The organism is Actinokineospora sp. NPDC051303 (assembly GCF_055586285.1).
Map to the genome: position 1 here is coordinate 1 of NZ_JBVJIN010000078.1, position 21,902 is coordinate 21,902.

Annotated in this window: 23 protein-coding genes; 4 read left to right on the forward strand and 19 right to left on the reverse strand. The window is 70.6% G+C overall.

What is annotated here, in order from left to right; all coding sequences use genetic code 11:
- Positions 1 to 241: 241 nt before the first annotated feature.
- The 10 genes from dapB to ACZ6SD_RS31205 form a co-directional block, all read right to left on the reverse strand.
- Positions 242 to 1,009: a 4-hydroxy-tetrahydrodipicolinate reductase gene (gene dapB, locus ACZ6SD_RS31160; protein ID WP_465320602.1), complete on the reverse strand. Its 768-nt coding sequence runs from the start codon at positions 1,007 to 1,009 to the stop codon at positions 242 to 244.
- Entirely contained in the window at positions 1,006 to 2,391 is a 1,386-nt protein-coding gene (locus tag ACZ6SD_RS31165; RefSeq protein ID WP_465320624.1) for a M16 family metallopeptidase, read from the reverse strand. Before ACZ6SD_RS31165 ends, dapB begins: the two co-directional genes overlap by 4 nt.
- A gap of 14 nt (positions 2,392 to 2,405) precedes the next feature.
- On the reverse strand, positions 2,406 to 4,634 hold the full coding sequence (locus ACZ6SD_RS31170; RefSeq protein ID WP_465320603.1) for a polyribonucleotide nucleotidyltransferase: 2,229 nt from the start codon (positions 4,632 to 4,634) through the stop codon (positions 2,406 to 2,408).
- A gap of 261 nt (positions 4,635 to 4,895) precedes the next feature.
- Positions 4,896 to 5,165, reverse strand: coding sequence for a 30S ribosomal protein S15 (gene rpsO, locus ACZ6SD_RS31175; RefSeq protein ID WP_104479566.1), 270 nt, complete (start codon positions 5,163 to 5,165; stop codon positions 4,896 to 4,898).
- Positions 5,166 to 5,287: 122 nt separating this feature from the next.
- Entirely contained in the window at positions 5,288 to 5,812 is a 525-nt protein-coding gene (thpR, locus tag ACZ6SD_RS31180) for an RNA 2',3'-cyclic phosphodiesterase (RefSeq protein WP_465320604.1), read from the reverse strand.
- The gene (locus ACZ6SD_RS31185; RefSeq protein ID WP_465320605.1) at positions 5,809 to 6,279 is read right to left on the reverse strand and encodes an XRE family transcriptional regulator; all 471 of its coding nucleotides are present in this window, start codon (positions 6,277 to 6,279) and stop codon (positions 5,809 to 5,811) included. The genes thpR and ACZ6SD_RS31185 overlap by 4 nt, the downstream gene beginning before the upstream one ends.
- A gap of 108 nt (positions 6,280 to 6,387) precedes the next feature.
- Positions 6,388 to 7,344 (reverse strand): bifunctional riboflavin kinase/FAD synthetase, encoded by a 957-nt coding sequence (locus ACZ6SD_RS31190; protein ID WP_465320606.1) that lies wholly within the window; start codon positions 7,342 to 7,344, stop codon positions 6,388 to 6,390.
- A gap of 42 nt (positions 7,345 to 7,386) precedes the next feature.
- Complete coding sequence (gene truB, locus ACZ6SD_RS31195; protein ID WP_465320607.1) at positions 7,387 to 8,295, reverse strand: tRNA pseudouridine(55) synthase TruB; 909 nt, start codon at positions 8,293 to 8,295, stop codon at positions 7,387 to 7,389.
- Between the two features lie 17 nt (positions 8,296 to 8,312).
- Positions 8,313 to 9,641: an MFS transporter gene (locus tag ACZ6SD_RS31200; RefSeq protein ID WP_465320608.1), complete on the reverse strand. Its 1,329-nt coding sequence runs from the start codon at positions 9,639 to 9,641 to the stop codon at positions 8,313 to 8,315.
- A 106-nt stretch (positions 9,642 to 9,747) separates the two neighbouring features.
- Positions 9,748 to 11,043 carry an MATE family efflux transporter gene (locus tag ACZ6SD_RS31205; RefSeq protein ID WP_465320609.1) on the reverse strand — a complete coding sequence of 432 codons (1,296 nt, stop codon included), beginning with the start codon at positions 11,041 to 11,043 and terminating at the stop codon, positions 9,748 to 9,750.
- 64 nt (positions 11,044 to 11,107) lie between these two features.
- Between ACZ6SD_RS31205 and ACZ6SD_RS31210 the strand changes: the two genes are divergently transcribed.
- Together ACZ6SD_RS31210 and ACZ6SD_RS31215 are read left to right on the forward strand one after the other, a co-directional pair.
- Entirely contained in the window at positions 11,108 to 11,620 is a 513-nt protein-coding gene (locus ACZ6SD_RS31210) for a CGNR zinc finger domain-containing protein (protein WP_465320610.1), read from the forward strand.
- Positions 11,621 to 11,745: 125 nt separating this feature from the next.
- The gene (locus tag ACZ6SD_RS31215) at positions 11,746 to 12,525 is read left to right on the forward strand and encodes a type I restriction enzyme HsdR N-terminal domain-containing protein (RefSeq protein ID WP_465320611.1); all 780 of its coding nucleotides are present in this window, start codon (positions 11,746 to 11,748) and stop codon (positions 12,523 to 12,525) included.
- Positions 12,526 to 12,559: 34 nt separating this feature from the next.
- On the opposite strand, the gene ACZ6SD_RS31220 is transcribed toward ACZ6SD_RS31215, so the two are convergent.
- From ACZ6SD_RS31220 to ACZ6SD_RS31245, 6 genes are all read right to left on the reverse strand, one after another.
- Positions 12,560 to 13,660, reverse strand: coding sequence for an ABC transporter ATP-binding protein (locus ACZ6SD_RS31220; protein WP_465320612.1), 1,101 nt, complete (start codon positions 13,658 to 13,660; stop codon positions 12,560 to 12,562).
- A 19-nt stretch (positions 13,661 to 13,679) separates the two neighbouring features.
- Complete coding sequence (locus ACZ6SD_RS31225) at positions 13,680 to 14,597, reverse strand: carbohydrate ABC transporter permease (protein WP_465320613.1); 918 nt, start codon at positions 14,595 to 14,597, stop codon at positions 13,680 to 13,682.
- 12 nt (positions 14,598 to 14,609) lie between these two features.
- Positions 14,610 to 15,545, reverse strand: a complete 936-nt coding sequence (locus ACZ6SD_RS31230) for a carbohydrate ABC transporter permease (protein WP_465320614.1) — start codon at positions 15,543 to 15,545, stop codon at positions 14,610 to 14,612.
- The gene (locus ACZ6SD_RS31235; RefSeq protein ID WP_465320615.1) at positions 15,545 to 16,945 is read right to left on the reverse strand and encodes an ABC transporter substrate-binding protein; all 1,401 of its coding nucleotides are present in this window, start codon (positions 16,943 to 16,945) and stop codon (positions 15,545 to 15,547) included. Before ACZ6SD_RS31235 ends, ACZ6SD_RS31230 begins: the two co-directional genes overlap by 1 nt.
- A 127-nt stretch (positions 16,946 to 17,072) precedes the next feature.
- On the reverse strand, positions 17,073 to 18,044 hold the full coding sequence (locus tag ACZ6SD_RS31240; protein ID WP_465320616.1) for a DHH family phosphoesterase: 972 nt from the start codon (positions 18,042 to 18,044) through the stop codon (positions 17,073 to 17,075).
- 44 nt (positions 18,045 to 18,088) lie between these two features.
- Positions 18,089 to 18,613: a DUF2231 domain-containing protein gene (locus tag ACZ6SD_RS31245; protein ID WP_465320617.1), complete on the reverse strand. Its 525-nt coding sequence runs from the start codon at positions 18,611 to 18,613 to the stop codon at positions 18,089 to 18,091.
- A gap of 95 nt (positions 18,614 to 18,708) precedes the next feature.
- Here ACZ6SD_RS31245 and ACZ6SD_RS31250 point away from each other — a divergent pair, with 95 nt between their 5' ends.
- Positions 18,709 to 19,137 (forward strand): DUF6098 family protein, encoded by a 429-nt coding sequence (locus ACZ6SD_RS31250; RefSeq protein ID WP_465320619.1) that lies wholly within the window; start codon positions 18,709 to 18,711, stop codon positions 19,135 to 19,137.
- A gap of 592 nt (positions 19,138 to 19,729) precedes the next feature.
- On the opposite strand, the gene ACZ6SD_RS31255 is transcribed toward ACZ6SD_RS31250, so the two are convergent.
- Positions 19,730 to 20,368, reverse strand: coding sequence for an HSP18 transcriptional regulator (locus ACZ6SD_RS31255; protein WP_465320620.1), 639 nt, complete (start codon positions 20,366 to 20,368; stop codon positions 19,730 to 19,732).
- 98 nt (positions 20,369 to 20,466) lie between these two features.
- On the opposite strand from ACZ6SD_RS31255, the gene ACZ6SD_RS31260 reads away from it, so the two are divergent.
- Positions 20,467 to 20,904, forward strand: a complete 438-nt coding sequence (locus ACZ6SD_RS31260; protein ID WP_465320621.1) for an Hsp20/alpha crystallin family protein — start codon at positions 20,467 to 20,469, stop codon at positions 20,902 to 20,904.
- Positions 20,905 to 20,980: 76 nt separating this feature from the next.
- Here ACZ6SD_RS31260 and rbfA read toward each other — a convergent pair whose 3' ends face one another.
- Positions 20,981 to 21,430, reverse strand: coding sequence for a 30S ribosome-binding factor RbfA (gene rbfA, locus ACZ6SD_RS31265; protein ID WP_465320622.1), 450 nt, complete (start codon positions 21,428 to 21,430; stop codon positions 20,981 to 20,983).
- 51 nt (positions 21,431 to 21,481) lie between these two features.
- Positions 21,482 to 21,778, reverse strand: coding sequence for a DUF503 domain-containing protein (locus ACZ6SD_RS31270; RefSeq protein ID WP_465320623.1), 297 nt, complete (start codon positions 21,776 to 21,778; stop codon positions 21,482 to 21,484).
- Positions 21,779 to 21,902 lie beyond the last annotated feature (124 nt).

The following is a 21,902-nucleotide window of genomic DNA, read 5'->3' on the forward strand; positions in this document are numbered from 1 at the left end:
GAGCCTTCGGCCCCACGACCACGGCAAGTTTAGGGATCTTCCTTCACCCCCAAAGAAACCACTCCACCCCATCGAGCACCTGGCAGGGTCGGGTGGGGCTTCGTGGGGGGCAGGTTCGCTTGTGCTGCTGCTCGTTCCGCACCATCGAGCACCTGGTGAGCCTCTGGCAGGGGTGGTTCGGCCTGGGCGCGGTTTGAAGGCGTGTGGTGTGGTGCCTAGCGGGGCTCGGTGGGGGTGGAGGTTATAGGTCCAGGAGGTTTTCCAGGCCTACTACCAAACCCTGGTGGTCGAGGATAGCTCGGACGCCGTGGAGGACGCCGGGCATGAAGGATTTTCGGTCTAGGGAGTCGTGGCGGATGGTGAGGGTTTCGCCTTCGCCGCCGAAGAGGACTTCTTGGTGGGCTACTAGGCCGCCTAGGCGGACTGAGTGGATTCGGATGTCGTCCACTTGGCCGCCTCGGGCTCCGGTGGGGTCGGAGGTGGTGGCGTCTGGGATTTCGCCCAGGTTTGCTTCTTCGCGGGCCTTGGCGATGAGGCGGGCGGTGTGGGCGGCGGTGCCGGAAGGGGCGTCGGCTTTGCGGTTGTGGTGGAGTTCGATGATTTCCACGGTGTCGTAGTACTTCGCGGCCAGTTGGGCGAAGCGCATGGACAGGACCGCGCCCAGGGCGAAGTTGGGGGCGATGAGGACGCCCAGTTCCGGTTTGGGCTCCAGCCACTGGGCGACGGTGGCCAGTTTGGTCTCATCGAAGCCGCTGGTGCCGACGACGCTGCGGATGTCCTGGTCGATGCAGAAACGCAGGTTGTCCATGACCACGTCGGGGTGGGTGAAGTCGACCACGACCTCGGCGCCCGCGTCGGCTATGTCGAACATCCAGTCGCCGGTGTCGACCATGGCGACTACCTCCATGTCGCCCGCGGCTTCCACCGCACGGCACACTTCGGCGCCCATCCGGCCGCGGGCGCCGAGGACGCCGACGCGGATGGGGTTTTGTTCCGACCTGGTGGTCACTTGCTCACCTCGTGGAGTTGAACCGGCACATCGTCGGTGTGAGCGTAGGGGCCGACCACGGCGGCGGCGAGCGGCCGGGTCAGCAGGTCCGCGGCGAGCGCGGCCACCTGCTCCGCGGTGACCGCCTCGATGCGCTCCAAGGTCTGCTCGACGGTCAGGTAGTCGGCGTAGGCCAGCTCGCCCTTCCCGATGCGCGACATGCGGGAGCTGGTGTCCTCCAAGCCCAGCACGAGCCCGCCGCGCAGCTGGCCCTTGCCGCGCGCGACCTCGGCGTCGGTGAAGCCGTCGCGGGCGACCTCGCGCAGGACCTCGCGCACCACGCCCGCCACCTCGCCGAGGCGGTCGGGCTGGCAGCCGGTGTAAATGGACAGGTGGCCGGTGTCGGCGTAGGCCGCGACCGACGAGTACACCTGGTACGCCAAGCCCCGGCGCTCGCGGACCTCTTGGAACAACCGGGAACTCATGCCGCCGCCGAGCGCGGCGTTGAGCACGTTCAGGGTGAACCGGCGGTCGTCGTGCCGGTCGAGGGCGCGCACGCCGAGCATCATGTGCGCCTGCTCGGTGTCGTCGCTGTGCAGCACCAGCCGAGGCGAGTTGCCGATCCTGGCGCGGCCCGTGCGCGGGGCGGCTGGCGCGCGGTCGCCGACGAGGCGGTCGCGCAAAGCCTTGCGCACCAGGGAAAGCACCTGCCGGTGGCTGACGTTGCCCGCGACCGACAGGACCATCTTGGGCATGGTGTAGCGGCGCCGGTAGAAGCCGTTGAGCGCGGTCCGGGTCATCGCGGTGATCGACTCCTCGGACCCCAGCACCGGCCTGCCCAGCGGGTGGTCGGCGAGCAGCGCGCTGCAGAACGCGTCGTGCAGCAGGTCTTCGGGGTCGTCGTCGCGCATGGCGATCTCTTCCAGGACGACGCCGCGCTCGGTCTCCACATCGGACTCCGCGCACAGCGCGTCGAAGACCACATCGGACACCAGGTCCATCGCCAGCGGCAGGTCCTCGTCGATGACGTGCGCGTAGTAGCAGGTGTGCTCTTTGGCGGTGAACGCGTTCAGCTCGCCGCCGACCGCGTCGATCTCCTCGGCGATGCGCGCCGCGGAGCGCTTCGCGGTCCCCTTGAACAGCAGGTGCTCAAGGTAGTGCGCGGCGCCCGCGACGGAGTTGGGCTCGTCGCGGGAACCGACCGCGACCCAGATCCCGACCGCGGCCGACCGCACGCCGGGAACATGCTCGGTGATCACGCGCAGGCCGCCGGGCAGCAGCGTGCGCTTGACCTCGGCCTCCCCGGACCGCTCCAGCACGACCGTGCTGCCGGGCTTCTGCAGGTGGCCTTTCACGGGGGGCGCGGAACGGCCGCGAGCGCCCGAGGCGCCCGCGGCCGTCACCGTGGAACTGAGTGTCACTGGGCGGGAGCCGCCTCGGCGGGCGCGTCCGCCGCGGGCGCGCTCTCCTCGTCGACCAGGACCAGGCTGATCTTGCCGCGCTGGTCGATGTCGGCGATCTCCACCCGGAGCTTGTCGCCGACCTTGACCACGTCCTCGACCTTGCTGATGCGCTTTCCGTTGCCCAGCTTGGAAATGTGCACCAGGCCGTCCTTGCCCGGCAGCAGGGACACGAACGCGCCGAAGGCGGCGGTCTTGACGACCGTGCCCAGGAAGCGCTCGCCGACCTTGGGCAGCTGCGGGTTGGCGATGGCGTTGATCAGGTCGATCGCCGCCTCGGCCGACGGGCCGTCCGCCGCGCCGACGTAGATCGTGCCGTCGTCCTCGATGGAGATGTCGGCGCCGGTCTGCTCGGTGATCGAGTTGATCATCTTGCCCTTCGGGCCGATGACCTCGCCGATCTTGTCGACCGGGATCTTCACGCTGGTGACGCGAGGCGAGTAGGGACTCATCTCGTCCGGGCCGTCGATGGCCTCGGCCATGACCTCCAGGATGGTGTACCGGGCGTCGCGCGCCTGGTCGAGCGCCTGGGCCAGCACGTCGGACGGGATGCCGTCGAGCTTGGTGTCCAGCTGCAGGGCGGTGACGAACTCGCGGGTGCCCGCGACCTTGAAGTCCATGTCGCCGAAGGCGTCCTCGGCGCCGAGGATGTCGGTCAGCGCGACGTAGCGCGTCTCACCATCGACCTCGTCGGACACCAGGCCCATCGCGATGCCCGACACCGGGGCCTTGAGCGGCACACCGGCGTTGAGCAGCGACATCGTGGACGCGCAGACCGAGCCCATCGAGGTGGAGCCGTTGGAGCTGAGCGCCTCGGAGACCTGGCGGATCGCGTAGGGGAACTCGTCGCGCTTGGGCAGCACCGGCACCAGGGCCCGCTCGGCGAGCGCGCCATGGCCGATCTCGCGCCGCTTCGGCGAGCCGACGCGGCCGGTCTCGCCGGTGGAGAACGGCGGGAAGTTGTAGTGGTGCATGTAGCGCTTGTGCGTCTCCGGGGACAGCGAGTCGATCTGCTGTTCCAGGCGGAGCATGTTCAGCGTGGTGACACCCAGGATCTGGGTCTCGCCGCGCTCGAACAGCGCCGAGCCGTGCGCGCGCGGGATGAGCGCGACCTCGGCGGACAGGCCGCGGATGTCGGTCAGGCCGCGGCCGTCGATGCGGACCTTGTCGCGCAGGATGCGCTGGCGGACCAGCTTCTTGTTCAGCGAGCGGAACGCCGCGCCGATCTCCTTCTCGCGGCCGTCGAACGCGCCCCCCACGACCGCGCCGACCTTCTCCAGGCACAGCGCCTTGACCTCGTCCAGGCGCGTCTCGCGCTCCTGCTTGTCGCCGATGGTCAGCGCCTGCGCCAGCTCCTCGGTGACGGCCTGCTCGACGGCCTCATAGGCGTCGGGCTGGTAGGCCGGGAAGGTCGGGTAGTCGCGGGTGGGCTTGGCGGCGTTGCCCGCCAGCTCCGCCTGCGCGTCGCAGAGGACCTTGATGAACGGCTTCGCGGCCTCCAGGCCGGAAGCGACGATCTCTTCGGTGGGCGCGGTGGCGCCAGCGGCGACGAGGTCGATGACATTCTCGGTCGCCTCGGCCTCGACCATCATGATCGCGACGTCGCTGCCGACGACCCGGCCCGCGACGACCATGTCGAACACGGCCTTCTCAAGCTGCTCGTGGGTCGGGAACGCGACCCACTGGCCCTCGATCAGCGCGACCCGGACGCCGCCGATGGGGCCCGAGAAGGGCAGCCCGGCGAGTTGGGTGGACGCCGAGGCGGCGTTGATGGCCACCACGTCGTAGAGGTCCTGCGGGTTGAGGCTCTGCACGGTGATGACGACCTGGATCTCGTTGCGCAGGCCGTCCACGAAGGACGGGCGCAGCGGGCGGTCGATCAGGCGGCAGGTCAGGACCGCGTCGGTGGACGGACGGCCCTCGCGGCGGAAGAACGCGCCGGGGATGCGGCCCACGGCGTACATGCGCTCCTCGACGTCCACTGTCAGCGGGAAGAAGTCGAAGTGCTCCTTGGGCTGCTTCGAGGCGGTGGTCGCCGAGAGAAGCATGGTGTCCTCGTCGAGGTAGGCCACGACACTTCCCGCGGCCTGCCGGGCGAGGCGCCCGGTCTCGAATCGGATGGTGCGCGTGCCGTACTTGCCGTTGTCGATGACGGCTGTCGACTCGTGCACGGTGTTGTCTGTCATGTAATCGGTACTCCTCGTCTTAGGGCGAGCGCGCAACCCGGGCACGGGGTCGCGGTTCGGACGAGGCCGGTCTTCGATCGAAGTCCCCGGGGCCACTCGACACCGTGTGTGTCGGTCGGCTGTGCCCGGGAACCACTACCGAGGACCGGCGAACTGGTCCCGTGTGCGCGGCGTGCTCGCCCTGTCGTCTTTGCTGTCTTCGTGCGTTATTCGGTTATGGACCTGGGGGGAGCGGCCGAGGCCGCTCCCCCCAGGGACACGCTATCGGCGCAGGCCGAGTCGCTGGATCAGCGACCGGTAGCGCTCGATGTCCACCTTGGTCAGGTAGTTGAGCAGCCGCCTGCGGCGGCCGACCAGCAGCAGCAGGCCACGACGCGAGTGGTGGTCGTGCTTGTGCTGCTTGAGGTGCTCGGTGAGGTCCTTGATGCGCTTGGTCAGCAGCGCGATCTGGGCCTCGGGGGATCCGGTGTCCGAGTCGTGCACGCCGTACTCGGTCAGGATCGACTTCTTCTGCTCGGTGGACAGCGCCACTCGTCATCTCCTCATATGTGCGTCCCGTGCGGCCCGGGGACTGTCTTGGCCCGGGTTAGTCGGTCACGGCCGCCACGGACTGCAGCCGGACCCAAACACCAAGGCTAGCAGGTCCGCGTGTCTCACCCGGTCGTGCGGAGCGTGACCTGGTCAACCGGCGTGTGCACCGGGCCCGCCGGGCCGAGTTCGCTGCGGAACAGGACCAGTTCCCCCGCCGTCCACTCCGGTCCCCGGTAGTCACGCAGCGCACGCGCCATGCCCTCGGCCAGGGGACTGCCTTGGGGGCACCGGGCGACGGTCAGGTGCGGGGTGTAGCGCGCGTGGCCGCCCGCGGCGGCGTCGGCGGCCACGGCGAGCGCGCTCAGCGCCGGACCGTCGGTGTCCACGCCCAGCCAGCAGACGCCGGAAAAGGTGCCCGAACCCGCCAGCGCGAGGCGCGGCGCGCGCAGATTTTTCACCCGTTCGTGGAGGCGGGCGGCCCGCTGGTCGGGGTCGTCCTCGCCGTAGAAGCCCACCGTGATGTGCCACCGCTCGCGCGGGACGAGGCGCAGCCCGCTCGGCGCGGCGGGCAGCCGGTCGGCCAGGTGATCGGCCAGGTGGTCAGCGGCGGCGTCCGGCAGCGGCAGCGCGCTGAACAGCCGGGTCACCGGCGCTTGCCCGCCCGGCGCAGCAGCTCGGCGAGTTCGGGGAAGCGCTGGTCGAGCAGCCCGGCCGCCTCGGTGAGGTCTTCCGGGGAGGCCAGCCGCCGCAGCGCCATGATCGCGCTGCGGCCCACGTCGACGGGCAGGTTGTCCCTGGTCACGGCGGGTTTGGAGGCGCGGACGTCGTCGAGGGCGTTCTGCAGGGCCTCGCGGCGGCCGGAGGCGACCTCGGGGGTTAGGATCTTGCGTTCCAGCATGATCAGCCGGGCCAGCACCGCCGGGTTGCCGATCTTGGCGCGTCTGCCGCTCATGACCTGGCTCAGCATCGGGGCGCTGATGCCCAGCACGTCGGCGAGGTTGGCCTGGGAGACGTCGAAGGCGACGACCAGCCTGCGGACCCGGTCCCCCAACGGCTCGCCGTACCACTCGCGTTGCAGCGCGATGTTCCGCTGGACGATTTTGTGGTCCTCCACCTTCGCCTCTCCCCTGATACGCCGTGTGACCTCCGCCGTATCTTGCCAGCCCGATCCCACCAGGGTGACCGAACGGCGAAGGTGGATCAACAGCGGGCGCGCGTCGGGTCAGGAGGCGGGGCCATCGATCAGCTCGCGGGTGCGGGCGACGTCGCGGTGCATCTGCTCGACCAGCGCCTCGCTGGAGGGGTACTTCTCCATGGCGCGCAGGCGCTCCACGAAGTCGAGCGCGACGCGCTGGCCGTAGAAGTCCTCGTCCACGTCGAGGACGAACGCCTCGACGCGGCGCTCGCGGCCAGAGAACGTCGGGTTGGTGCCGACAGAGACAGCGGCGGTCAGCGGCTCCCGGCCGTGCGCGGTGAGCAGCGTGAACCGGCAGGCGTAGACGCCGTCGGCGGGGACGGCGGCGAAGCGGGGGGTGGACAGGTTGGCGGTCGGGAAGCCGAGTTCGTGGCCGCGGCCGTCGCCGCGCACGACGATGCCCTCCAGCCGGTGCGGGCGGCCAAGCGCGGCGGCTGCGGCGCGCACGTCGCCCGCGTCGATGCAGGCGCGGATGTAGGTCGAGGAGAAGGTGATGTCGCCTGGCGAGTCCGCGGTGACCAGCTTCGCGCCCTCGGTGGCGAAGCCGAACCGGTGGCCCAGGGTGGTCAGCAGGTCGACGTTGCCCACGGCGCGGTTGCCGAAGGTGAAGTTCTCCCCCACCACGACCGCGGCCACGTGCAGCCGCTCGACCAGCACCTCGTGCACGAACTCGTCTGCGGGCACTTTGGACAGTTCCGGGGTGAACGGCAGCACGCAGAACACGTCCACGCCCAGGCTCTCGACCAGTTCGGCCTTGCGGCGCAACGTGGTCAGCTGCGCCGGGTGGCTGCCCGGGCGCACCACCTCGGCGGGGTGCGGGTCGAAGGTGAGCACCACGCTGGGCACGTCCCGCTCCCGCGCGAGCCGCACCGCGCGGGCGATCAGCTCCTGGTGTCCGCGGTGGACTCCGTCGAACACGCCGATGGTCGCCACACAGCGACCCCAGCCACCGGGTAGGTCCGCGAGACCGCGCCAACGCTGCACGGCTCGTAGCCTAGTTGGTGGATCTAGTCGGGACAGGGTGGGTCAGGACACGTTGAGCGCGACCAGCGCCCGCGCGGTCTTGCCCTCGTCCACGCCCAGCGCGACCGCCTTGCCTGCCGGGTCGAAGATGCCGTAGGTGCCCGCGATGCCCGCGGCGGGCAGCCGTTTGCCGTGCGCCAGCGCGATCGTCTCGACCCGGTCGAGGTCGCGGCGCGGGAACGCGGCGGCCACGGCGGCGTCGAGGTCCAGCGACAGGCCGGGCTCCTCCTCCAGCCGCTCCAGGGTCCGCGCGACGCGCAGGTCGAACGGGCCGACCGTGGTGCGGCGCAGGGCGGCGAGGTGGCCGCCGACGCCGAGGTCGGCGCCGAGGTCGCGGGCGAGCGCGCGGACGTAGGTGCCCGACGAGCAGTCGACCATGACGTCGAGGTCGATCGCGGTCTCGGCGCGGGTTGCGGCGAGCAGGTCGAAGCGGTGGACGGTGACCGGGCGGGCGGGGATCTGGACGTCCTCACCGGCGCGGACGCGCGCGTAGGCCCGCTTGCCCTCGATCTTGACCGCGCTGACCGAACTCGGGACCTGCTCGATCGGGCCGGTCAGCGCGGCGATGCCCGCGGCGATGGCCTCGTCGGTGACCGCGGCGAGCGCGGCGGGGTCGGGCGCGCCCAGGAACTCGCCCTCGGCGTCGTCGGTGGTGGTGGCCGCGCCGAGCCGGATGGTGGCGAGGTAGACCTTGCGGTCGAGGGCGAGGTGTCCCAGCAGCTTGGTGGCCCGCTCGACGCCGAGCACCAGCACGCCGGTGGCCATCGGGTCGAGGGTGCCCGCGTGGCCGACCTTGCGGGTGCCGATGATCCGGCGGACCCGGGCGACGACATCGTGCGAGGTCATGCCGGGCGCCTTGTCGACGACGACGAGGCCGGGTGGGACGGTGGGGCGGGACTGGGGTCGGGACACGAGCGGCAATCTTAGGCTCAGACGGTTTCGGTTCGCGTTCGCGCCGGGATGTCCCAGGTCCGGCGCCGGATCTGGACCGGGACGGCCTCGCCTCGGGCGTCGGCGGCGAACACCGCCGCCCGCGCCCGCCGCCACCACACCAGGGTGCGCCACGACCCGAGCAGCAGCACGGCGGCCACGGCGAGGAACGCGACCCGGAACGCGTCCGCGTCCGCGCTGGCCGCGTCGCCGCCGAGCAGCACGCCGATGCCGAACGCGGTGATGGTGACCGCGGTGAACCCGCCGACGTTGACCAGCCCGGTCGCGGTGCCGACGCGGCGGATCGGGTTGTAGTCGCGGGCCAGCGCGAACGCGACCCCGGACAGCGGGGCACCGACGGAGAACACGCCGAAGGCGACCACGACCAGCGGCGCGGGCGCGACCCCGCCCGGCCAGCCGAGCAGCAGCCCCCACAGGACCATGGCCACGCCGAGGTAGGCCGCGACCATCGGGACGCGCGCCTGCGGCCTGCGGCCCATGAACTCGCCGATGAACGGCCCGGTGACCATGCCGACGACCACCAGCAGGCTCAGCACCGCGCCCGCCGCGGCCGCGGACATGCCCTGCGCCTGCACCAGGTACGGGAAGCCCCAGAGCAGGCCGAGCACGGCCGGGGCGAACATGGTTGAGAAGTGCACCCAGAAGCCGAGCCGGGTGCCCGCCACCCGCCACGCCTGCCGGATCTGGTCGGCGACCTCGCGCGCGCCGACCGCCTCGGAGCGGTGCACGGGCTCGCCTTCGGGGGTGTCGCGCACGCGCCACGCGACGACGGCGGCGTAGCAGGCGGTGGCCGCACCCGCGACGGCGAAGGTGGCCGTCCAGCCCGCGTCGGCGAGCAGGAGGGTCAGCGGCAGCGTCGCGGCCAGGTTTCCCACGCCGCCCAGCGCCGCGGTGATCGCGGCGAACGTGGCGTAGCGGCGCGGTGGATAGTAGGCGGCGATGAGGCGAAGAACGCTGACGAAGGTCATCGCGTCGCCGAGGCCGAGCACGCCGCGGGCGACCAGCGCGAGCGGATACGTTGTGGCGACGGCGAAAAGAACCTGCCCCAGTCCCATGAGGACGGCCGCCGCGGTGAGCATCCGGCGCGGGCCGAAGCGGTCGACGAGCAGGCCGGTCGGGATCTGCATGAGCGCGTACACGCCGATCTGCAGCACTGTGAAGGCGCCGAGCGCGGCGGCGTTGAGGTGGAATCGGTCGGCAGCCTGCAATCCGGCGACGCCCAGGGACGAGCGGTGGAATACCGCGATCAGGTAGACAGCGGCTGCGGTAGCCCAGATCACCAGCGCTCGGCGCTTGGCGGCAGGCACTGACGTTCTCCCGTCTTCGGTGAAGGTCCCGTCCATTACAGCGCGCGCGGCCGCTTGATCGTTAGCGTTGCTAAGCGTGTGATCGATCACAGTCCACTATGGACGGTCAGGCGCGCACGGCGCCGACAACCGCCCAGCGCCCCGAACGCGCGCGCCACACCAGGCCCGCCAGGCGCAGCACCATGAACAACGCGAGGCCGAGCCAGATGCCGACCAGCCCCCAGCCGAACGCCAACGACAGCCACACCAGCGGGAGGAACCCGACGACGGCGGCCAGCAGCGTCGCCGTGCGCAGGAACTTCGCGTCCCCCGCGCCGAGCAGCACCCCGTCGAGGGCGAACACGATCCCGCCGATCGGCTGGAGCGCCACGAAGAACCACCAGGCGTGCGGGATCTCGGCCAGCACAACGGGATCGTCGGTGAACACCTGCGGCAGCACCCCCGAGAGGGCGGCGAACCCGAAGGCGAAGACGACGCCCAGCGCGAAGCCGTAGCCGGAGAGCTGACGGGCGAGCCCGGTGGCGCGCCGGTCGTTCCCCGCCCCCAGTGCCGCCCCGACCAGCGACTGGGCGGCGATGGCCAGCGAGTCGAGCACCAGAGCCTGGAAAGTCCACAGTTGCAGCACGACCTGGTGCGCGCCCACCGCGCCGACCGAGGTGCGGGCGGCGACCGCGGTCGCGGAGACGAAACACGCCTGGAAGGCGAGGCTGCGCAGCACCAGATCGCGGCCGAGGACCAGCTGGGCGCGCATCACCTCGACCCTCGGCCGCAGCGGCGCGCGCTCGGACTTGATGGCGCGCAGGAAAAGCGCGCCCGCGACCACCTGCCCGGCGACGTTGGCGACCGCGGAGCCCTCGAACCCCCAGCCGCCGACCAGCAGCGGGCAGAGCACGGCGGACACGCCGTTGCCCGCCAGGACATAGCGCAGCGGGCGCCGGGTGTCCTGGACGCCGCGCATCCACCCGTTGCCCGCGAGGGTCACCAGGATCAGCGGGACGCCGAGCAGGGCGATCCGCAGCCAGCCCACGGCGGCCTCGGCCACCGCGCCTGGCCCGGCCAGCGCCTCGGCGACCGGGCGGGCGAGCAACTGACCGAGGGCGACGAGCAGGACCCCGACGCCGAGCGCGAGCCAGGTGGCCTGCACCCCTTCGGCCACGGCCTGGTCGCGGCGGCCCGCGCCGTGCAGCCGGGCGGCGCGGGCGGTGGTCCCGTAAGAGAGGAACGTGAGCTGCGTGGAGAGCTGCGCGAGCACGATCGCGCCGACCCCGAGCGCCCCCAGCTCCGTCCCGCCGAGATGCCCGACGACGGCGGTGTCGACCAGCAGGTACAGCGGCTCGGCCGCGAGGACCGGCAACGCGGGCAGCGCCAGCCCCGCCACCTGCCGCAATGGCACGCGCTCCATCCGCCCTCCCAGTAAGGTGCTCTTACTGCTTACGCCCCTGACACGCTAGCCGTAAGGACCGGACTTGGACAACGGTGATTACCTGGACGTCGCACTCCGCCTGGTGAACACGGACCTCGCCGACGTCCCCGCCCTCCGGGCCGCCCTGCACGACGAGCCCTGGTGGGCTTCCCGGGCGACCGAGGAAGACCTCGTCGTCCTGCGGTCAGTCGCGTCCGACGCCCGCACGGTCCTCGACGCCGCCGTCGCGGGCGACCCCGACCAGGTGCTGGCCGGGGTCAACGCCCTGCTGGCCGCCCACCCGCCCCGCCCCCGCCTCTCCGGCCACACCGGCACCTGGCACATCCACGTCGCCGACGCCGACGCCCCACCCGCGACGGAGGTCGCCGCGGCGTCAGCGTGGGGCCTGGCCCAAGCGGTCGTCCGGCACGGCTTGGACCGCTGGGGCCAGTGCGCGGCCGAAGACTGCGGCAACTACTACCTCGACAGCTCCACCAACCGAGCCAAGCGCTTCTGCTCCCCCCGCTGCGCCAACCGCGTCCACGTGGCCGCCTTCCGCTCCCGCAATCGGGATTAGCCACAAGTCAGGGGCAGGGCGCGGCATTTGGGGGAGCCCATTGGCACCCCCAATGTCACCTGTTACGCATCGGCCACTTCGAACGACTCCCTGTGACACCGCCACAACGTCGTGAGGAGGATTCGGTGGAGAACATCGCTCCCGCTTGGCCGGACACTGAGGCCGAAGCAGTTCCGGCGCAGGCTCCGACTGCCGCTCCCCCGGTTGTCCGCGAACCGGCCAAGCGTTCAGCGCCCAAATGGGAGACCGCTGCCCGCGATCGAGTGCGCACGGCTGTCCGACGATTCGCCAAACCGTTGCAAGACCTCATCGAGCGCGACGCGAACGAGGGTGACACGCGACTGCTGGTGACCGACTTCCTGTGCGAGGGGCTCGGTTTCGACAAGTACGACGACCTGACCACCGAATACCAGGTCAAGGGCGAGTTCGCCGACTACGGCGTGCGCATCGACAAGCAGTTGGTCGCGTTCATCGAGGTGAAGCGGTGCGCGCAGAAACTCGGCGCGCGGCATCTGCGACAGGTGCAGTCCTATGCGGTCAACGAGGGCGTCGAATGGATGATCCTGACCAACGGACAGGTATGGCAAGTGTGGCACCTGACCGGCGGCCTGCCGGTCGTCATGGACCTGGCTTTGGAGGTCGACCTCCTAGGCGACAAGCCCCTGGCCCACAAGGCCGACGAACTGTTCTACATCAGCAAAGAAGCCATCAAGCGCAGACTCCTGGACGAGTTGTGGCGGGCGAAGGCGGCCACGTCGCCACGTTCACTGGCCGCCGTCGTGCTCTCCGAGACCATTGTCGAGGCAGTGCGCAAGGAGTTGCGGCGCCAGACCGGGCACAACGGCGACCTCGCCGACATCCGGCGGGTTCTCTCCCAGGACGTCGTGCGAACCGAGTTGGTCTGAGCCGACCGAGCGCTGCGGGCGTCCACAGGAACTCTCAGTCGGGCAGGCGGTCGCCGGTTTCGGCGTCGAACAGGTGGACCGCGCCAGGGTGCGGGGCGAGGCCGAGTTTGTCGCCGCGGCGCCAGGGGGACATTCCGGGCGCTCGCACGGCGATGGGCTGCGGGTCCGTGCCGTCCGGAGTGAGGTGCGGGGCGTCCGCTGAGCAGTAGAGGTACTGGTCGCTGCCCAGTTCTTCGACTACCTCGACCGTCGCGGCGATGCCCTCGCCCGCGGGGAGCGTTCGCCAGCCTTCGGGGCGGATGCCGACGACGACGTTCTCGGTGCTCAGGGCGGCGCGGGCGGCCGGGGACAGGGGGATTTGGGTGCCGCCGACGTTCGCGGACTCGCCGGAGACCCGGGTGGGGATCAGATTCATGGCGGGCGAGCCGATGAAGCCCGCGACGAACAGGTTGGCGGGGCGGCCGAACAGGCCGATCGGGGTGTCGCACTGCTGCAAGACCCCGTTGGAGAGCACCGCGACCCGGTCGCCCATGGTCATCGCCTCGACCTGGTCGTGGGTCACGTAGATCGTGGTCACGCCGAGACGCCGTTGCAGGGACGCGATCTGGGTGCGGGTCTGGACGCGCAGCTTGGCATCCAAATTGGACAGTGGCTCGTCCATGCAGAACACCTGGGGGCGGCGGACGATCGCCCGGCCCATGGCCACCCGCTGCCGCTGGCCGCCGGACAGCTTGGCGGGCTTGCGGTCCAAATAGGACTCCAGGTCCAGCAGCGCGGCGGCTTCGCGGACCCGGGCCACTCGCTCCGCCTTGGGCATTTTCGCGATCTTGAGGTGGAAGCCGATATTGTCCGCGACGGTCATGTGCGGGTAGAGCGCGTAGTTCTGGAACACCATGGCGATGTCGCGGTCCTTGGGCGGCAAGTCGGTGACGTCGCGCTCGCCGATGCGGATCGCGCCGTCGTCCACGCCCTCCAGGCCCGCGAGCATCCGCAGGGTGGTGGACTTGCCGCAGCCGGACGGGCCGACCAGGACCAGGAACTCGCCGTCGGCGACCGCGAGGTCCAGCCCGTCCACCGCCGGGACCGGGCTTCCCGCGTAGTAGCGGGTGGCGCCGTCGAAGGTGACCGTTGCCATGATTGTCCTTTCCAGACGCTCACTTGCCCGCGCCGAGGGTCAGGCCGGTGATGATCCGGCGCGCGAGCAAGAGGTAGAGCACGAGCATCGGCAGCACCACGATCGCGACGCCCGCGATCAGGCCGCCGTACTCCGACTGGTAGCTCGCGGCGCTGTTGAACGCGAACAGCGCGCGGGCGAGGGTGAAGTTGGCGTTCTCGTTGAGGAACACGATCGCGAGCAGGGTCTCGTTCCACAGCCCGATCGCGTTGAGGATCAGCGCGGTGACCAGGCCGCCGCGGGCGAGCGGCAGCATGATCGTGCGGAAGGTGCGCAGCGGGGAGGCGCCGTCGAGCGCGGCGGCCTCCTCCAACTCGTCGGGCAGCGACTTGAAGAAGCCGGTCAGCAGGAACACCGTGAACGGCAGGGAAAGCGCCACGTAGACCAGGAACATGCCGAACAGGTCGTTCGTCAGGTTCACCTCGGCCATCCCGATGAACAGCGGGATCACGACCGTCTGGAACGGGACGCCCATGCCGATCGCGACGAAGCTCGTCATGCCGTCCGCGCCGCGCACGCCCAGCCGGGTCAGCGCGTACGCGGCGGGCGCGGACACCAGCACGATGACCACCGACGACACCGCGACCAAGACCACGGTGACCAGGAACGCGCGGCCGAATCCCGCGTTGTCCCAAGCGTAGGCGAAGTTGCGGAACGGGTCGCCGCGCTCGAACCAGTGCGCGGGCAGGGCGAACGGCTTGGTGAAAATCTCAATGGGCGTCTTGAACGCCGCCGACACCAGCCAGTAGAGCACCAGGAGGTTGACCGCGGTGAACAGCCAGACGAACGCCATGCCGAGCAGCCGCAGCGGGCTCAGGCCGCGGGACCCCGGCGCGGGCTTGGGTTTGCGGGGCGGCTTGCGCGGCGCGACCGACACCCGAGAGTCCACAGTAGACATTTCGGGTCCCTCCTAGTACTGGATGGTGTCGCGGCGCATCAGCCTGCGCAGCAGCACGACGAGGACGGACACCAGCAGGATCATCACGACCGCCGCCGCGCAGGCCATGCCGTACTCCGGCGTTCCCTGGGTGCCGAAGGACCGGTCGAAGACGTAGACGCCCAGCGTCCAAGCCCGGATCGGCGGCGAGTAGGTGCCCGGCCCGGCGAGCACGAACACCAACTCGAAGATCTTGACCGCGCCGATCGTCCACAGCACGCCGGCGACGCCGATCACGTCCCAGGTCAGCGGAAGCGTGACGTGGCGGAACTTCTGCCACGGCGTCGCGCCCGCGATGTCGGCGTCTTCGTACAAATACGGCGGGATGCGGTCGACCGCGGCCATCAGGATCGTGATGTAGAAGCCGGAACTGGCCCAGATCAGGCACCCGGTGACCACCCAGGTGACGTTCTCGGCCTGGAGGAACTTCACCGCGTCGAGGCCCACGGACTCCAGCAGGTGGTTGACCAGGCCCTGACGGTTCGGCCGGTAGATCAGCACGATGCCGAAGAACATGCCCAGCGCCACCGGGGCGACGATGTTGGGGAAGAACAGGATCGCGCGGATAAGCTTCCCGCCGCGCATTTCCCGCAGCACCATGGTGAACAGGAACGCCAGCAGGAACGTGCCGACCCCGCCCGCCACGATGTAGAGCAGGGTGTTGAGGAAGGAGTACCGGAACGCGTCCGAGGACAGCAGTTCGGCGTAGTTGGCGAACCCGGTGAACTCCGGGGTGTCGCCCGCCCCCGCCCACGAGGTGAACCCCAGCACCACGGTCGCCAGCGTCGGCACGACGAGGAACACCACGTACAACGTCACGGCGGGCAGGAAAAACGGGAAGAACAAGCGTTTCTTGCGGGCTAGGTGCGCGCCGGACGCCCGCGCGCCCGCGTCGGTCGACACCGGCATCAGGCCGTGGTCTTCCAGAACTCCGCCTGCTTGGCGGCCAGCCCGCCAATGAACGCCGCGGCGGTGATCTTGCCCTTGAGCAGGTCGTTGTTCAGCGGATAGAACACGTTGTCGACCCACTTGCCCGCCGCGAGCGCGTCGAGGCCGTCCATGAAGATCGCGTGCTCGGCGTCGGACTCCAGCGCCGCTTTGACGTCCTTGAGCGAGTCGGGCACCGCGAGGTCGGCGCGCGGGGTCAGGTTGTCGGCCACCGCCGGGATGCCGGAAAGAATGTCCTTGTTGAGCATGTAGGCGATGAACGCCTTGGCGGCCTCGGGGTGCTTGGCCTTCGCGGTCACCGCGAACCCGATCGGAAGCTGCTCGACGACCCGGTGCGTCGCGCCGTCCGGCTGCGGGAACTGGAACGAGCCGTAGGCGATGCCCTTGGTCCCGCCCTGCTTGCTCAGGTATTCCCGGGTCTCGCTCGGGCCCCAGCTCCCGACGAACAGGAACGCGGCGTCGCCGTCGGCCCAGCGCTGCTGGATCTGCGGGAACTTCGCCGCGTCCCAGCCGTCGATGAAGTAATCGCCCTTGGCCAGCCGCTCCACCAACTCCGCCGCCTTGAGCAGGCCCGGGTCGGCTTTCCACGCCTGCCCGGTCTTGTCCTGCGCGGCTTTCTCCAGCCCGCCCGCGCCGACATAGCGGGCGGCGAGCTGGGTGAAGAAGTAGGCGTTGTAGAAGTTGATGTCGCCGTCCTGGCTGACCGCGGCCATGCCGTCCGCCTTGGCCTTGTCGAACAGGGCGAACAGGTCGTCCATCGTCCGCGGCGGCTGGAGATCCTTGATCAGGTCTTTGTTGTACCACCAGGCGTTGCCCAGCAGCTCGTACGGGATCTCGAAGATTTTGCCGTCCGCGCCCTTGTTCTGCGGAATGTCGTAGGAGGAGGCCGGAATGACGTCGCGGACGGTCTTGTCGCCCTCGCCGATCTTGTAGTCGAGCACGTCCTCGACCGGCTGGGTGCCGCCCGGGGCGACCACAGCCGCCTTGACCTGGCTGATGTCCTGGTCGAACAGGTCGGGCACGGTGTCGGTGTTCAGCGCGGGCGCCACGTTCTGGGTGAGCAGCTTGCGGCCGAGCCACTGCACATCGACCTTGACCCCGGTCTTCTCGGTGAAGCACTTGATCGCCTTGCCAAGGACTTTGCCCTGCGGCTCGTCCTCGGTCCACATCGACCAGTAGGTGAACTCCTTGTCGGTGGCGGGCTTCGTGCCCACTTCGGGGCAGGGCGCGGCCAGGTACTCGTCCACCCCCGGCAACGCCAGCGCGGCCCCGCCGCCATCGCCGCCGCCGCTCCCGCACGCCGCGAGGCTCAGCGCGGACGTCACCGCCAGCGCGAGGGCTGCACACCTGGTCGATCGCATCGATCGCATGGTCACCACCTGATCAGGTTGCCGAGGACGCGACTTGGGCCACTGACGATTGGTTTATACCACCCGAGGCGGACGCACAATGGGACGAAAGCGAATCCGCGTCGCGTATTCGCGGCGGTCAGCCGAGCGCGTTCTTGATCGAGACCAGCACGTCCTCAGCCGAGCCGACAGCCGTGAACCCGGCCGCGAGGCGGTGGCCGCCCCCGCCGAGGCGCATCGCGGCGGCGCGGACGTCGACCGCGCCCACCGCGCGCAGCGAGACAGACCAGTGGCCGGGGGCGGTCTCCTTGGCGACCACGGCGACCTCGGCTTCGGCGGTGGTGCGCAGCAGATCGATCACGGCGTCGGCGTCCTGCGGGCTCAAACCTTCCAGGTCGGACGCGTAGACCACGGTCTGCACCAGGCCGAGGCCGCCCGCGGCGTCGGGCACCAGTTCGGCGCGGGCGAGCGCGGCGGCCACCATGCGCAGCCAGGCGAACGGGTTGGTGTCCATCAACTCGCGGGTCAGCGCGGTCGGGTCGACCCCGGCGGCCAGCAGCCGCGCCGCCATCCGGTGCGTGTCAGGGGTGGCGCGGCGGAACGAGCCGGTGTCGGTGACCAGGCCCGCGTAGAGGCATTTCGCGATCGCGGGATCGAGCGGCACGGGCAGCGCGTCGATGAGGTCGAGCACGAGAACGGCGGTGGCGAACGCGGTCTCATCGACCACGTGGTCGGTGCCGAACCGGGGGGTGCCCACGTGGTGGTCGACCACGAGCACCCGTCCACCCGCGGCGATCGTGGCGGGCACCCGGTCGGCGAGCGCGCCGAGCCGGTTCAGGCTGCCGCAGTCCAGTGCGACGAGCAACGGCGGCGCCGCGGGCACCTCGGTCGCGGGCACGATCAGCCCCGCCGGGTCCAGCCCACGCAACGATCTCGGCACCTCGGCGGGCGAGCCGAACGAGACCCGTGCTGTCGCCCCTCTGGCCCGCAGGGCGAGCCCCAAGGCCACGGCGCTGCCCAACGCGTCCGCGTCGGGGTTCACGTGGGCGAGCAGGGTGACGTCGGTGGCGGAACGCAAGAGGTCGGCCGCTGCGGCCCAATCGGTGCCCACCGACCCAGCGTCACCCAGATGTGGCGCGGCGTCCAGTCGATCCCTCAGTCGTCCTCCCGGCCCACACCCGCGCCCAGCGCGTAGGACAGGTGCCCGCCCAACGCGCCTGCCGCACTCACGGCAAGCAGGCCGAGCAAGCTCCACGCCACCCCCGCGGAGTGCGCGCCACGCCGCCTCTTGGCGTAAGAGACCAAAAAGCACACTGACGAGACAGCGTTAGTGGCGGCGTGCAGCACTCCCACCCGCCGTGACCGGGTCTCGGTAAGCGTGGAGAGTTCGACCAGCCCGGTGGCCACCGAGGCTGGCACCAGGGCCAACCCCACCCCGGTCAGCCGCCGGGCCGTGACCGGGTCGTGGAACACGAAGTCCGCCGCCGCCGCGCACGTCCACGCCCCGATCGGCACGGTGATGAGCAGCGGGTGAACCGGATGTCCCAGCCACGATCCGCGCAGGACCCGGTCGACCGCCGTCCCCGCGACGGCTTTCCCCACGGTCTCGGCGACCTTCCCCACCGGGCCATCCACAGCGCTGACGGACTCGGCGGCCCGCAACAGTCTTTTGGCGATCACCCCGGCCGATTACCCACTCGCCGCACCACCAACCGCCGTCGGCATAAGACCCGACCACTCGGGGTACGCGGGTAACCCCAGCGGGAAGGAGACCGATGCCCGACACAGACCCCGCCGACCTGCCCATCCTCGGCACCCTCGCCGAACTGATGGACCTGACCCGGCTCGCCGTCCCGCTCTACCTGCGCTACTCCCCCGGCCCCATCGCCGACTTGGCCCACCCCAGCGTCGACCACGAAAGCGGTTTGACCATGCCCGGCCACTCCGCCAACCCCCTGGCCATCCCCCACTGGTGGACCCTCCCGGAAGAGGACTGGCTGGCCCGCCGAATCTGCCAGTACCTGCGCGAAGTCCACGAAGGCGCCCGCCCCTGGATCCTCACCGGCGACATCGCCGACTTCGGCCCGGACAACGAACCCCTGCTGATCAACGTCCAACCCCTGGCCTGGGTAGGCCGGGGCCTGGTCACCGAGGCCCTGAAGCGCTACCACACCCGCTTCGACTCCGGCCGCGCCCTGCACTGACCGGTCGAGGCACCCCATTGTCCCGGACAAAGCCCACTGGGCGGCGGCAGCTATCCACAAGCGCCCAATCCATCCACAGATTTCGCAGGCCCCCGCTCCCGATGCCAATAGCCGATAAACTGGAGCGGGGCGGCCCCCCGGGGAGGGTGGGGTTTGTCGTCGCGCGCGAGGACGGGGGATAGCGGGGCGTCGCCCGACCAGCCACCGGACGGCGGGCTCGACGGGCGAGGTTGCGGACGGGGGACGGCAGACTGGGTCGCAGGACGGTGGGCCGGGTCGCGGCACGGTGGAGCTGAGATCCGAGGACAACAAAGCTGGGTCGGAGTCAGCGAGGCACGTTCGGGTTCGGGGTCGACGGAACGGTCCGGATTGGGTTCGGATCAACGGAACTGGTCCGGATTCGGACTCGGGACCGGTGAACTGGGCCGGGGGCCGAATTCGGGGATCAGTGGGGCTGGGTCCGAGGACAGCGAGCTGGCTCGGTCAGCGGAGCCGGAGCCGGTAAACAGCAATAGGGGTGCGGACGTCACCGGAAATTGAAGTCCCCCCGACAGCGACGCTGAGTCCCGACTCGGTGGACGAGGTCCCGGGGTCAGCGGGGTGGGGGGTTGCGGCGGACGTGGTTGGTGTGGGCGGTGACGGCGGTGATCTTGGCGGCCAGGTCGGGGTGGGTGGTGGCCAGGTGGGGGCCCGCGTCGGCCAGGGGGGCCAGGAGGGCGGCGGTGTCGTCTTCGCCTAGGGCTTGGGCTACCTGGCGAATTGGGCCTTTGGCTTCGGCCGCTAGGCCGTCGAGGGCGCTGACGGCGGCGGCGAGTTGGCGCAGGTGCAGGGAGTTGTCTCGGGCCCAGCGGATCACGGCGCGGTCGCCTGCCCGGCGTTCCCGTTCCGCGCGGACGCGTTGTTCGCCGGTGGTGGCGCCATTGCCATCCGGGCGTAGGCGCAGGTAGCGGCGCTCGGCCGCTTGTCGGCTGGCGACGCCCAGGGCTGGGGCGAGTTGCGCCCAGCTCGCGCCTGCCGCGCGGGCGGCGGCGATCAGGCGCGGCTCCCATTCGGCCAGGTCGTCGCGGATGTGGCGGAGCAGGCTGAGCGCGGCCAGGACCTCGGCGGTGTCGGTGTCGCCGCCGCTGGTGACGGCGTGCACTCGGGCCAGGTCGCCGACAGCGTCCTCGGCCGACCCTGGCGCGTGGCCGCGGAGGCGGGACCGCGCGGCGCCCCGTTCGTTCCCAGCCATGTCGTCCTTTCGGTGACTTGATACTTGTCATCGTTTGGACGACATGCTAAAACTGAGGTGCGCGTTGACACAAGATGTCGACCACAGGAGGTGAACCGATGTTGATGCGCACCGATCCGTTCCGGGAGTTCGACCGGCTGGCCCAGCAGGTGTTCGGCCACACTCAGGGAACGTGGTCACGCCCGTCGGCCATGCCGATGGACGCCTACCGCGCGGGCGACGAGTTCGTCGTCTCCTTCGACCTGCCCGGCGTGGACCCCGACGCGATCGACCTCGACGTCGAGCGCAACGTGCTGACCGTGAAGGCCGAACGGCGCCCGGTCGACCGCGGGGAGAACGTGGAGCTTCAGGTCGCGGAGCGCCCGCTGGGTGTGTTCAGCCGCCAGCTTTTCCTGGGCGAGAGCCTGGACACCGAGAACATCAAGGCGAGCTACGAGCAGGGCGTGCTCACCCTGCGCATCCCGGTCGCCGAGCAGGCCAAGCCGCGCAAGATCGCCATCGAGGGCGGCCGCGAGCAGCGCCAGATTAACGCCTGAGCACGACAACCCAAGCCGGATAACGACAGTGGCGGCCTGCCCTCACCGCGAGGACAGGCCGCCACTGGTCGATCGGTCAGTCTTCGTCGTCGTCCGCGCGGGGCGCGCGGTACGGGTCCGGCTCGCCCGCGTGGACGGCTCCGGAAGCCAGGGCGGCCACCTCCGCGTCCGCGGCGCGCGCCCTGGCCAGCAGGTCATCGATCCGGCGGGCGTCGTCGGGCACCGTGTCAGCCACGAACGTCAGGGTCGGGGTGAAGCGGACACCGGTCCCCTGCCCGACCAGGGTGCGCAGCACCCCGGTGGCGCGTTCGAGGGCGGCCGCGGCGCCCGCGTGGTCGGGCTCGGCGTCCAGGCTGTCCCCGAGAACGGTGTAGTACACGGTCGCTTCGTGCAGGTCAGCGGTGACCTTGGCGTCGGTGATGGTCACCCGCGCCAGCCGCGGGTCCTTGACCTCGTGCTCCAGCGCGGAGGCCACGATCTGGGAAATGCGCTTCGCCAGCTTGCGAGCGCGGGGTGCGTCGGCCACGACGCTCCTTCTTTCTGGTCGTTCGGGTCAGCCTCGTTCGATCACATTCGATCAGTCGTCGTCCGGGCCCAGCAGCCTGCGGTGGGCCGACAGCAGTTCCAACTCCGGGCGTCCGGCCACCAGCCGCTCGCAGGCGTCGAGCACGTCCCGGACGTGGGCGGCGTCGGCGGCGACCGCGGCCACGCCGATCAGCGCCCGGCGGTGCAGGTCGAGGTGGCCCGCTTCGGCGACCGACACCTCGAACCGCTTGCGCAACTCGGCCACGACGGGCCGCACCACGGAGCGCTTCTGCTTGAGCGAGTGGACGTCCCCGAGCAGGACGTCGAGTTCCAGGGCACCGACGTACACCAGGCATCACCGAAATGGGTGAGTAGGGCCCCGGGGGGGGGGGGGGGGGGGGGGGGGGGGGGGGGGGGGGGGGGGGGGGGGGGGGGGGGGGGGGGGGGGGGGGGGGGGGGGGGGGGGGGGGGGG